This is a genomic window from Dyadobacter jiangsuensis (assembly GCF_003014695.1).
GTDB lineage: Bacteria > Bacteroidota > Bacteroidia > Cytophagales > Spirosomataceae > Dyadobacter > Dyadobacter jiangsuensis.
Window position 1 is genome coordinate 15,651 of the sequence record NZ_PYAS01000026.1, and the last position, 12,559, is coordinate 28,209.

At 49.2% G+C, this 12,559-nt stretch carries 12 protein-coding genes; 8 read left to right on the plus strand and 4 right to left on the minus strand.

Features of this window, described 5'->3' with window-relative positions:
* Positions 1–38: 38 nt before the first annotated feature.
* The 3 genes from nhaA (at position 39) to CLV60_RS32175 (ending at position 3,252) form a co-directional block, all read left to right on the plus strand.
* Positions 39–1,361, plus strand: coding sequence for a Na+/H+ antiporter NhaA (gene nhaA / locus CLV60_RS32165; protein WP_229211231.1), 1,323 nt, complete (start codon positions 39–41; stop codon positions 1,359–1,361).
* A gap of 25 nt (positions 1,362–1,386) precedes the next feature.
* Positions 1,387–2,709, plus strand: coding sequence for a DUF389 domain-containing protein (locus tag CLV60_RS32170; RefSeq protein WP_211302307.1), 1,323 nt, complete (start codon positions 1,387–1,389; stop codon positions 2,707–2,709).
* 165 nt (positions 2,710–2,874) lie between these two features.
* Positions 2,875–3,252, plus strand: a complete 378-nt coding sequence (locus CLV60_RS32175) for a response regulator (RefSeq protein WP_106599512.1) — start codon at positions 2,875–2,877, stop codon at positions 3,250–3,252.
* Between the two features lie 530 nt (positions 3,253–3,782).
* Here the strand turns inward: CLV60_RS32175 and CLV60_RS32180 are convergent.
* Both CLV60_RS32180 and CLV60_RS32185 read right to left on the minus strand, forming a co-directional pair.
* Positions 3,783–3,989, minus strand: coding sequence for a helix-turn-helix transcriptional regulator (locus CLV60_RS32180; RefSeq protein ID WP_106599513.1), 207 nt, complete (start codon positions 3,987–3,989; stop codon positions 3,783–3,785).
* Positions 3,990–4,000: 11 nt separating this feature from the next.
* Entirely contained in the window at positions 4,001–4,342 is a 342-nt protein-coding gene (locus tag CLV60_RS32185; protein ID WP_106599514.1) for a hypothetical protein, read from the minus strand.
* 227 nt (positions 4,343–4,569) lie between these two features.
* Here CLV60_RS32185 and CLV60_RS32190 point away from each other — a divergent pair, with 227 nt between their 5' ends.
* From CLV60_RS32190 to CLV60_RS32210, 5 genes are read left to right on the plus strand one after another with little or no spacing between them, the layout of a single operon-like run.
* Positions 4,570–5,025, plus strand: coding sequence for a GbsR/MarR family transcriptional regulator (locus tag CLV60_RS32190; RefSeq protein ID WP_146151635.1), 456 nt, complete (start codon positions 4,570–4,572; stop codon positions 5,023–5,025).
* 24 nt (positions 5,026–5,049) lie between these two features.
* Positions 5,050–6,381 (plus strand): TolC family protein, encoded by a 1,332-nt coding sequence (locus tag CLV60_RS32195; protein WP_106599516.1) that lies wholly within the window; start codon positions 5,050–5,052, stop codon positions 6,379–6,381.
* A 4-nt stretch (positions 6,382–6,385) separates the two neighbouring features.
* Positions 6,386–7,483 carry an efflux RND transporter periplasmic adaptor subunit gene (locus tag CLV60_RS32200; RefSeq protein WP_106599517.1) on the plus strand — a complete coding sequence of 366 codons (1,098 nt, stop codon included), beginning with the start codon at positions 6,386–6,388 and terminating at the stop codon, positions 7,481–7,483.
* Positions 7,484–7,488: 5 nt separating this feature from the next.
* On the plus strand, positions 7,489–8,754 hold the full coding sequence (locus CLV60_RS32205; protein ID WP_229211233.1) for an ABC transporter permease: 1,266 nt from the start codon (positions 7,489–7,491) through the stop codon (positions 8,752–8,754).
* Positions 8,755–8,758: 4 nt separating this feature from the next.
* Positions 8,759–9,433 (plus strand): ABC transporter ATP-binding protein, encoded by a 675-nt coding sequence (locus CLV60_RS32210; RefSeq protein ID WP_106599518.1) that lies wholly within the window; start codon positions 8,759–8,761, stop codon positions 9,431–9,433.
* A 141-nt stretch (positions 9,434–9,574) separates the two neighbouring features.
* Here CLV60_RS32210 and CLV60_RS32215 read toward each other — a convergent pair whose 3' ends face one another.
* The gene (locus tag CLV60_RS32215; protein ID WP_106599519.1) at positions 9,575–11,032 is read right to left on the minus strand and encodes a BNR-4 repeat-containing protein; all 1,458 of its coding nucleotides are present in this window, start codon (positions 11,030–11,032) and stop codon (positions 9,575–9,577) included.
* Positions 11,033–11,091: 59 nt separating this feature from the next.
* Entirely contained in the window at positions 11,092–12,549 is a 1,458-nt protein-coding gene (locus CLV60_RS32220) for a RagB/SusD family nutrient uptake outer membrane protein (protein ID WP_106599520.1), read from the minus strand.
* Between the last annotated feature and the right edge of the window lie 10 nt (positions 12,550–12,559).

Consider the following 12,559-nt stretch of genomic DNA (forward strand, 5'->3'; position numbering starts at 1 on the left):
AGTGAATGCGGTTATATTTGCCTTCAAACCAACTCGCTTTGAAGGCAATTCAGATGGCAAAAGCCCCTATCGATATCGTCGTTCGTCCTGTCAGCAAATTCATTCACCAGGAATACACCTCAGGTATTGTCCTTTTTCTTAGTGTGATCGCAGCGCTGATGTGGGCAAATTCACCAGCATCAGATTCCTACCACCATGTATGGCAAACTAGGCTGGCTGTTAGTTTTGACAACCGCTCATTCGACCATGAGCTCCACGTCTGGATCAACGACGGGCTGATGGCTATGTTCTTTTTTGTAATTGGCCTTGAGCTGAAAAGAGAATTCATGGCCGGCGAATTATCCACGTTAAAAAAGGCGTCGCTGCCTATGGTGGCCGCGTTGGGCGGGATGCTCGTCCCGGCCGGGATTTACACAGCCCTTAACTTAGGACTATCTTCTCAATCCGGGTGGGGCATTCCAATGGCGACCGACATCGCATTTGCGCTGGGCCTGCTTTCACTATCAGGTAGACATATACCGGGCTCGGTTAAAGTGTTTCTTTCTGCACTCGCTGTCGCCGACGATTTGGGAGCGGTACTGGTGATCGCCTTTTTTTACACAGCCCACATTGAATATGCATATTTGCTGTTTGCCGGGGGGTTTCTTGTTCTGCTTGCCGGCGGCAACCTGCTCGGTGTCAGGCATACATTATTTTACCTTTTGATTGGCATCGCTGTCTGGGCGTGCTTTCTGTTTTCCGGCGTTCACGCAACGATCGCCGGCGTTTTAGTCGCTTTCACCATCCCGGCCAGAACAAAGATTGACGAAAAAGAATACATCGAGCAAATCCGCGGACATGCCCAGCAATTTGAGAAGGCAATTCCCTTGCATGGGCCTTTGATGACCGCCGATCAGCACCACATCATCGAAGAAGTGAAGAGCCTAAGCCTGGATGCGCAAACGCCTCTTCAAAAAATCGAGCATAGCCTGCATCCGTGGGTCGCGTTTGCAATCATGCCCCTTTTTGCACTGGCTAATTCGGGTATGCACATCGCTGGAAACTTTTTTTTCTCGCTACTTAACCCTGTTAGTCTGGGCGTTATGATCGGGCTGGTCGTAGGCAAGCTGTGTGGGGTCTTCGGGTTTACATGGCTGATGGTAAAAACGGGATTGGCTGAGCTTCCGCAGCGGGTTAACTGGCGACATATTTTTGGCATTTCCATGCTCGCCGGAGTAGGGTTCACCATGTCCCTGTTTGTTACAAACCTGGCTTTTGCGGATGCGACTCATATCGACCAAGCCAAATACGGCATCCTGCTGGCATCGTTGATCTCGGGTGTAGCGGGAATTGTTTATCTTCGTTTGCAAGCCAAGCAATAGCGTAAATTCCTAACCGAGTTTAAATATGCAGATGAGAATTCAGAAGCTGCTCAGGCGTTTTGATATCACCTCTGAGCGGGAAGAGTACACCACGATTCACGACACGGTGGAGAGTGGAATTGAATTCAAAGGGACCAATCTATGGATCCTGATATTTGCGATATTTATCGCATCGGTCGGACTAAATGTCAATTCGACTGCGGTCATTATCGGCGCGATGCTCATATCGCCGTTGATGGGCCCGATCCTGGGAATGGGTTACAGCATTGCCACCTATGACTTTCCATTGTTCAAAAAGGCATTTGTCAATTATTTCTTCGCGGTGCTAGCGGGTTTGTTAACCTCAGCGGCTTACTTTTTGATCACTCCAATCTATCAGGCACATTCAGAGCTTCTGGCCAGGACCCAGCCTAATATCTACGATGTGATCATAGCACTGGTCGGAGGGCTTGCCGGCATTGTTGCCCTTTCAAGTCGTAATAAAGGAAATGTGATCCCCGGGGTGGCGATCGCCACCGCGTTGATGCCCCCGTTATGTACGGCTGGGTACGGTCTGGCAACGGCCCAATGGCCTTTCATGTTTGGAGCGCTGTACCTTCTGACAATTAATACTGTTTTTATAGGAAGCGCCACACTACTGACTGTAAGGCTGCTCAGGTACCCTATCCGCAACTATGCGGATCAGGAGCAAAGGCGATTTGCCAACCGGTGGGTAAGCATTATTGTCGTGGTTACTGTCATTCCGAGTCTTTACTACGGCTACCTGCTTGTCAAAAAGGAAAACTTCATCCAGAATGCGAATAATTTTATTGCCAATGAAAGCTATATCGAGGGGGATTTCTTGCTAAAGAATGAGCTTATCCCGCAGAAAAGAGAGATCAAGCTGACTTATGGCGGTAAAACAATCAGTCAGGATGAGAAGGCCCGACTGGACAAAAGAAAATCCATTTATGGGCTCGCTGATGCCAAACTTGTTATAGAGCAAGGCTTCTCCATCTCTGATGTCTCTTCAAATTTAACGCAAGACGAGCTTTACAGGGCACAGATCAACCAACTTAAGAATGAGTTGAGCATTGCACTTCAAAAACGTGACAGCCTCTCGCAGCAGGAAAAACTTGGCGGATCACTTTTAAGAGAGCTTCGCCCCTTATTCCCATCGGTAAATTACTGTTCAGCTAAACGGCAGCAATTCTTTTCGGCCAACAACAAAACAAGCAACTATACCGTCGTTGTCATTGGCACGGATAACCCAAGACAAACCACAAGGGAATTGAGGCGCTTGACCGCCTGGATGAAAGTACGCCTCAAAACGGACTCCCTGAAGGTTTTCCTGGAAAGATCCAAATGAGTTGCCTATCGACCAACTTGTAAGAAAATTGTGACAGTATCGCAATTTTCTTACAGCTGAATTCGGCTACGCGAATTAATTTTACAAATATTGACAAGAGGCTGCTTCGAAAACTTCTTTGCTAGCAAATCCCCAATCAAGACCGGTAGACCTGTAGTTCACAAAATGATCATTGATCTGGTTGATTCGCATCCCATATTTCTAAACATGCTTGAAAAGCTACTAAAACAGGCTTCAACGGATTTCAATGTAAGGATCTTCGGCTCGCTTAGTACACCCGATATTTTAATTCCAAAAAAGTGTGCAGATCTGATGATTCTCGGAGTAAACGCGGCTCCTGGATCCAATGAACAACAGGAGTATACCAACTTCCGGAAACAGTGTCCGGCAACGAAAGTGATCATCTATTATGAAAATGCCGATTCGGCTGCCGTATACGTTGATAAAGGAGTCGAAGCCTTGATATCTAAAACAAAAGACCTCGCTGAGCTGATAAAATGCGTCCGCACTGTATTAGGAATCAGCCTGCCACAGGATATTTGAAAAAACAGCATTTGTATCAAAATAAATTCTATACCTTTGTAGCACTTATACTCCACAACATCCTTCCATAAGACCTTCTCTAGATTCGTCAAAGTTGCTTTATAGAATTGCCAGCATTAACGGCAGTTCAACAACTTTGGTTATTCTCAACGTTAGGTTCGCTGGCAGCGGACAGTTTACTTCATCGTGCCTCGCAAAACGCGGGGCATGTTTTTGCAATTTCCCCAAAGGAGCTTATCTCAAAAAACAATTAGTTAGCATTTAACTCCAACCATTGTGAAAGTCAACACGATTGCAAAGCTTCACTTTGATAGGCTTGAGATTTAACCGGACAATGACAGGTTTTCCGATGGTACTACTTCTTTCTAGATATCCAAGAAAGAAGTTGCGATATACCGCTAGTTAGCAAGAGAAAGTTCGTCTAAGCTATCTGGGCTCCTACCTTTATATAATCCGTCCTTGGAAGTTGAGAAGCTTGTAATTGATGCTCAGTCTTTTGCTACCATATTCACATTACCTGGCGTGTTGCTTTAACTCCAGTCACTTTCTTCCAGCATAAAAATATGATCGAGACTGACCTCAAAGACTGATGCTATTTTAAGCGCGAGTAAGGTTGAAGGTACATATTTCCCGATTTCAATCGAATTAATGGTTTGCCGGGAGACTCCGACCCTGACTGCCAGTTCTGCCTGGGTGATATTTTGTTTCGCTCGTTCGACTTTCAAAAAGTTCTTCATGCTTTGAGAAATTACCGGGCAGACAGATATAGCCGCGAATAAAACAGAATGATTGCTATGCCAAAAACCAGGATAAGGAAGTGGTTAATGTCGTATAGCCTGCCACCTATAATTTGATGCTCATACAGATTGGTACTAACCAGCTTTACACCATAACCCAAAATCAAGGCAATGTAAGCGGAGGAAGATTTCAGATAAAGCGACCGCTCGTCCTCTGTTTTTTCCCTGGTGACGAAGGCGATAAAAAGCCCAGCCAATAGCGGCAATTCAGCACCAGCGGAGCGATCGAAGATCAGCACAAAAATACCCGACAACACCAAAACCCAACCCAGAAGCTTAAATGATGTGACCATCCCTGTATGTGATTAATTTCCTGCCTAAATGTAGTTTATGCTTGTCAAAAAGACAAGTTTGTTTTACATTTTATTAACTAATGAGGTGAGAGAAAGCCCAGCTAAAATTTTCCTCCTGTCTACGCTGCCAATAATGGTTTTCGGAATTGGCAGATATTTATCATTTAGTTCTTGCTTTTGAGAACTAAATGGTATTATTTTGACCGTCAGTCAGATAATCAACTATTTTGGAACAACATAGAGAACGGATCGAACAGCATAGCGGTCATTTGGAGCATATGGGCCTTACACCGGTAGCGGCGAGAGTTTTTACCTACCTGTTGCTAGCAGGCAAAGAGGGCGCTGTTTTCGAGGATTTGGTCGAATATTTTAAAGTGAGTAAAAGTGCCGTGTCCAATGCACTTAAAATGCTGACGGCGTCCGGCATGGCCAGCTTTCGGACTGTGGGGGGAAAGCGCAGGCGCTTTTTCTTTGTGAATATGCGGAGCCTTTTTAATGAAAAAGAGATGACCTCCCGTTACCAGCAGTTTTTTACTATCCTGGACGATGTACGTAAGGCGCGCGGCATTCAGGATCAGTTCGATAAGGAACTGGGTGAAGTTGCTATTCTTTACAAGATGTTGCTGGTCGAATTTCCCATCATTCTTGAGCGTTGGAAGCGGACGATTGAGCTTGATAGTTAAAATTTTAACGTTTTGGTTCTTTTTATGATGAACTTAAAGAACAAGTTATTGGCGATAGGTCTAGGTTTGCTGCTTATGGCGGTGGCAATGCAGATTTGCGCGGCCCAATCTGTTTGGACTTTGGATAGATGTCTGGAATATGCAGCTGCCCATAACCAGGAACTACTGGCAGGTCGCCAACGACTGGCGGTTGCCGCAACAGTTGCCGGTCAGTCGAAGGCCAGATTGCTGCCGACTGTCACCGGCTCAGCCTCGCTGGACCACTACTGGCAAATCCCCGTCCAGGTTTTCCCGGGCGAGTTGCTTGGTCAGCCGCAGGGCACATTTGTTCCAGTCCGTCTGGGAACGCCCTGGATGGGAAACGCCGGGTTGCAAGCGAATCTTGGCTTGGTCGATCCGGAGGCATGGAAGCAGATCAAAACTTCCATACTTGAACAGCAGTTAAAAGCCAGTGAAAACTATTCAGAACAAAAACTGGTGGCCAAAAATGTCCGCATGGCCTACTATGCTGCCGTCCTGCACCAGCAGGATTACCGTACAGCGGAGGTCAGAGTGCGGGATTTTCAGGAAAGCCACCGATTAATCGCGTTGAACTTTGAGAAGGGTATTACGGATCAGATCGCGGTAAACCAATCACTTACATTGCTTGAAGACTTGGGTGACGAAGCGGACGGCATCCGGGCTTCGTACCAGCAATCACTGCTGGACCTCAAATTCTGGATGGGCTTCCCCCTCGCCGATTCAATTCTGATCGATACGGGCGGCATTTCGTTTCCGGAAGCCGCTCCACAAACTGATCTCAATGCGCAACGCTTACCCGATTTTACACAAGACAGCCTGACGGTTGACATAGCCAGGGCCTCGGTCAGGCAATCAACGGCCGCTCTGTATCCGAAGCTATCTGTCGTCAGCGGTTATAGCCGGCTCGGCTTTGGCAGCGAGGCCAGCTTTATTACACGCTCGAAATGGTTTTCTTCCGGGTATGTAGGGCTCCGGCTTTCAATGCCCATCTTTGATATGCCCCAAATGCATTACCAGCTCAAAAAGGACAAGGAAAGTGTGCTACTGGCCGAGGCCGAACGACAGACCGGTATCAGCAGCGGCAACAAGGCATTCCAGGCCGCAAAAATCGGTTATGACCGTGCCCGGCAGGAGCTCGCGAGCCTGCAAACAAAGGAAGCGCTCGCCCGGGAGAATATCGGGCTCTCGACCAAGAAGTTACAAAAGGGCATTATGGATATGATACAAATGAAACAGTTACAGGACGAATTAACCGTCGTGAGACGCAAGCGCCTGGCGGCCAAACTGCAATGCCTGATCCAAATCGTTGAACTCGAATACTTACAAGGCAATTAAGTGTATGAAAAAGTTTTGTATACTGGTGCTGGCAGGCTTGGGAGCCCTGTCTTCATGCAAAAAGGACCCAGCAAGTTTTAAGGTGACTACCCAGGCCATCAATGAAGCCGTTTACGCCTCCGGGGAGATTATGCCCGCAGAATATGAGGTGATGAAGGCCATCACCAGCGAGCGTATCCTGAAAATCCTGGTTGCACAGGGAGATCAGGTTCAAAAAGGCCAGGTATTGGCGGTGCTGGGCCAGCCCAGTCAAAATGCTCAGCTGGACATACTCGGCAAACAGCTCCGGCTCGCGCGCCAAAGTGCATCCGACAGCTCGGCAAGGGCGCGCGAGCTGCGGCAAAAAGCAGTTCTGGCCAGAAAGCAGTACCAGCAGGATTCGATAGAAGCCCAAAATTACCGGGAGCTTGCCGCGGAAAAGGCCGTTCCCGCTCAGGAAGCAGAGCATCGGACCATCAAGGCCCGGGCAAGCCTGACCGAATACAATAATCTGCAATACCAGTATCAGGCGCTGCTCGACGACCAAAAGGAAAATGTGCTTTCCGTGAGCAGCCAGCTCGCGCAGCTGCGCGAGCTCAGGGAAACCCACATGCTTACCAGCAGCATTGACGGCAAAGTGTTCAGCATTTATCACACCGAAGGCGGCACAGTGACGGCCGGCGAGCCGATCATGCTGGCGGGCAGCGCCGGCCGGTTCAAACTGGAACTGCTGGTCGATGAAAGGGATATTGCCCAGGTGAAGCTGGGGCAAAAGGTCTTTTTTGAAACCGATGCCTTTGCAGGCAAACAATTCACCGCAACGGTAAGCAAAATTGTGCCGGTAATCCAAAAGGAAAACCGCAGTTTCAAAGTAGAAGCCAGTGTAGCAGGTACCGCTGGTTTCTTCCCCCAGTCTTCCGTCGAGGCCAATATCCTCATACGCCAGGGCAATGCGCTGGCCATACCCAGCACATTTCTGCTGCCGGGCGACTCGGTATGGACGGCCGGGCCTGGTGGCAAGGTTGTCAAACAGAATTTGAATACCGGCTTAAGGAGCGGTCAATGGACCGAGGTTAAAAGCGGGCTGAAAGCCGGTGACTTCGTTTATGAAAAAGCCCCATAACGAATATGAAGAAGCGGCTCACCAATATCGCTTTGTCGGCATCTATCACCGCCACTTATATGAAGGCCAAGCTGCGGCAGACGCTGGTTGCCACCGCAGGCGTAGCGTTCGGTATTACCGTGTTCATTTTTATGGTCAGCTTTATCCAGGGTACCAACGAGTATACCCAGGATGTCGTGTTCCAGCAATCGCCCCATCTTCGAATGTATAATGAAGTGCAGATCGCAGATCAGTCGTTGCTGGACAGGCGCTTCCCGGGCGTTATCAACCAGGTGCATCATCAGAAACCCAAAGACATACTGCTTAATTTAAAAGACGTCAACCAGGTGCTGGACGAGCTGCGGGCCGATCCGCGTGTTCAGGCCGCCTCGGGAGCGATCACCACCCAGGTATTTTTCCGGCTTGGCTCTTCTTCGCTAAACGGCAAAATCAATGGAGTAGACCTGGAAAGGGAAGACCAGCTATTTAATCTGTCCGGTAAAGTCATCGAAGGCAGCTACGAGGAAGTCAATGTCAAAACCAATAGCATTCTGATGGGTGTCGGCCTGGCCAAACGGCTGAACGTGACAACGGGCGATCAGATTATTATTACGACTGAAAAAGGGGGGAATTTCGCGGTGATAGTAGTCGGGATTTTTAAAACCGGCCTCACCGACATTGATAAGCAGCAATGCTATGCCAGCATCAAAACGGTCCAGAAGTTGCTGGGTGTGCCCGCATCCTATCTGACAGAGATTAAAGTCAAACTTTTCGACAAAGAATTGGCCCCGGAAATGTCCGGGCAGTGGCAGGCAAGGTATCATTATCAAGGCTCGGACTGGAAAAAGGACAACGCCTCTCTTTTGGAAGGGGATGTGCTCAGAAGAATGATCGTTTACGGTGTGGCGGGTACGATTCTGCTGGTCGCCGGTTTTGGCATCTTCAATATTCTGACGATGATGATCTATGAAAAAATGAAGGAGATCGCCATCCTGAAAGCAACCGGCTTTTCCGATTCGGATGTCAGGGGCATCTTCCTAACGCAGGCGCTGGTGATCGGAGCTGCTGGCGCGGTGATGGGCCTGGTGTTTGGTTTTTTGATCTCCTATGCGGTATCCAAAGTCCCGTTTAACAGCGACGTAATGATCACGCTCGATCATTTGCCGGTCAGCTTCAAACCTGTTTACTACATCACCGGCTTCACATTCGGGATATTGACCACGGCCCTGTCGGGATATTTGCCATCCAGAAAAGCCGCGAAGATGGACCCCATTTCCATTTTAAGAGGATAGCCCTATGAACGTACTCGAAGTTGCAAACCTGAACAAGTATTTTACAGAACCTGTCCGCAACCAGGTACTCAAAGGTGTCGGCTTCCAGGTGGAGGCAGGTGAATTCGTTGCTATTACGGGTAAGTCGGGCAGCGGGAAATCAACCTTACTATACCTGCTCTCCACGATGGATACCGACTTTGAAGGCAGTATCATGATCAACGGAGAACAGATGAAAGGCAAGACGAACAGGTGGCTCGCCGCATTCCGGAACCAGCATATTGGCTTTGTGTTTCAATTTCACTACCTGCTCCCCGAATTCACTTCCCTGGAAAATGTGATGCTGCCGGCCCGTAAGCTGGGCTTGTATCCCAAGGACCAGATCGAGCAGCGGGCTATGGATTTATTAAAACTGCTGGACGTGGAGAGCCAGGCCGCCAAGCGCGCCGCATTGCTGTCGGGCGGACAGCAGCAGCGTATCGCCATTGCCAGGGCGCTGATCAACGACCCGTCGATTGTGATGGGCGACGAGCCTACCGGTAACCTGGACAGTGCCAATAGTGCTACCGTTTTTGGCCTTTTCAAAGAGCTGGCTAAAGAAAGGCAGCAAACGGTCCTGGTCGTCACGCACGACGAAGACTTCGCACGCCGGGCCGACCGCAGAATCTATATGGCCGACGGTCAAATCATGGAAGGCTGACGCCCGGTAGCTAAGTTCCCGATTACTTAAATCGGACGGGAGGTGTTTTGAGCCCTTACACGGCGTTTCTTTCCAGCATCGAGGTTTGAGCGTTTTGAGCTGAGCTTGGCCCGGATAAGCAAATAATATTTTAACACATACTTACCTATATACTCGTTCAGGCTTTTGATTTCGGCTGCTCATTTTTGACGGCAATCTGAACACATCTCCCTTTTTATTACAGAAGTAAAGATGCGAGATTGACTTCGAAAGGCTGCTTCCATCCGCCCAGAAAGCAAAAAAATCATCATGCGAAGACACTGGCCTGCGGGCGTAAGAATGGTTTAGACTACTTGCACTGGTCAGTTGTTTTGATGTCCAGGACCGGCCTTGATCGGTACTTGTCCAAAGTATCATTTCCCCACCCGTTGCGTAAGGCTCAGGGCCAGCTGCTGTCGGCCCGACGATCAGCCATTTCCCCTTTTCATCAATGTAAAGCGAACCCATGTCATAGTTATGATCGGATGCGGTTACAGGCAGGATGACCCAGGACGTGCCATCAAAACGGGCAGTGCGCCATTGCCTTGGGCCAACGGCCGGCCCGGGCTCGAACCCTTTGCTGGTAAGAAAAAGTATGACCGGGTTACCATTGCTGTCAAATGTGAGGTCATTAATGTACACATTCAGACCTTCGGATTCATAGTCGTACACCAATGAAGGGTTAACAATTTCGGTGAGGGGTACCGTTAGTTTCCTCGCCGCCGCGTCCTGCCAAGTTTCTCCGAAATCGTCAGTCTCCACATAATACAGGTTCGTCCGGTAGTTCAACCCGTTTTCTCGCTCTTTGACTGGATGATAATTAAATGCAGTGCCGATTTTCTCATCCACGAACTTCCCGCTAGTCTGGTAGTGCCCTTCTCCGATCGCGGCAACATCTTTCCATTCCGAATAATGGATCCCGTCTTGACTTGTCATGTACGAGATAGTTCGCCTCGGCTTTTGGGGTTGGCCCGGAATCACATTTCTGTCGTAGTGGGTAAACAGATTTATAAACCCTTTCTTCCCCACATACCAGCTTTGCAGGTAAGAAAAATTATTCAGTGGCGCGTTACCACCAGTTACTTTTTTGGTCGCAAAGATCTGCTCAAAAGTGTCGATATCGTACGGCTTAGTACTTTTGTGGATAAACGAGGGTGTACTGGTGCCGTGGGCGGTAGAGAAAATCCAGATGTAACCCTGCTCGTCGATATTGATCACCGGATTGTCGTGCGCATTGTCCGTCTGCTTATCAAGGACGATGGTGGGCCGCGGAACTTTCCCTGTTTTGTGATCGAAGTAGGATACCATGTGCAGTAGCGTCTTTCCCGTTTCGTCCGTGCCGCCATAGCAAAAAAAGGTCTTGCCTACCGTCTGCGCGTACACTGAAAACGGATAGTGGTTTGCAGGATAGGTGCCCAGTCCCCCGCTGTACTTATATGCAAATTCATCGCGAGACGGCTGATTGCTGTACCAAATCCCGCGGTAGCCATCGGCCTTAACATTAAGGGTCACGGCTGGTTGCGCCAAGCCTCCCATCGACTCCAAAATCAGGATCAACCAAAAGAAAAAGTAGGTTCTCATTGCTAAAGGAAAAAAAGGACACAGCGTGCACTTGTTTACGGTGCGCGCTGCCTCGTTTATTAGTTATAACCCGGGTTTTGGGTCACTACGCCTGGATTAATATCGATCTGGCTTTGGGGTATCGGTAGCAAAACATGGTGCGCCTTCATTCCCAGCGGTGCCAGCACAGCTAGCGCACGGTTGGTCCTAATCAGGTCGAACCAACGATGCCCCTCGAATGCCAGCTCTATCCGCCGCTCCTGTTCGATCGCGAGTCTGAACGCCGCCTGCGAGGCGATTTGAAGTGATGGATCCGAATTATTGCTCGTTTTGGAGGCAAGTCCGGCACGGTTACGCACCTGGTTAAGGTAAAGAAATGCTTCCCCGTTTGCCTCAAAGCCAAGCTCATTCAAGGCCTCCGCGTACATCAGCATTACATCCGCGTACCGGAGCACGATCCAGTTGTTATCGCTATCCAGATTCGCGGCCGGCTGCCCAAGGTATTTGGCCACATAGTTGTGCGTAACGGTATTGCCGTTGAGCGTGTAGGTGGTTTGCATCGACGCATTTTTTCGCAAGTCCCCGGTTTCGTAAGCGGCCGCAATCGCGTCGGTAGGGATGTTTTGCCCCAAAGGATTACCAAGCCCTGTCACCGCGGTGCCCGACCCGATCGGAGCAAACTGGTTTGTGTAGGGACTTCCTTCGCCCGAGGAGCCCTTCTTGAATTGTACTTCAAAAATAGACTCCCTGCTATTCTCGTTCGCAGCACCAAACAGGTTCGCGTAATTGGGCAGGAGCTGGTAGGTCCCCCTGTCGATGAGCGCTTTCAATGTTTGCGCAGCAAGGTCCCATTGCGCCCGGGTCAGGTAGACTTTGCCCAGTAGCGCCGTCGCTGCCCCCCTGGTAGCTCGTCCAATCTCCGCGCTGGCGACCTGCTCAGGCAATACCACTCCGGCTTCTTTTAAGTCGCTGATAATCTGCTCATAGACCTTTCCGGCAGCTTCCCGCCCGTAGGCATAGCCTTCTGATGGGTTGTTAATCACTTCCAACACCAGTGGAACGTCGCCGAAAGTGCGGACAAGGTTGAAATACATGAGCGCCCTTAAAAACTTCGCCTCTCCAATGTACCGAGCTTTTGCCGAAGTTTCCATTTGCACATCCGGAATTTTGGCAATGACAATATTTGCCGACTGGATGCCTTGATAGTGCGCGCTCCAGGTAGAGCTGCTAATGGTATTGAAGGCATTATTTTTGAATTGGTCTACCTCCTGCAAGTTAGCGCCTGCATTCGGATCGGGGATCCAGGTATCGTCCGAACGCAGATCGCCAATCACATGCATGGAAGAATAGTAAATGCCAGGGGCCTGCAATGCGCCATACGTGGCGGTCAGGGCATTTTTAATATCCTCTTCGGTTTTGTAGAAATTGTTTCCATTGACCTGCGAAACAGGTGCCAGATCAAGAAAATTGTCGCTACACCCCGAGACAACAAACAGCAGCAGAACTACCGAAAGCCTCATTTTAATGTTATTTATCATCGCTTTTCTG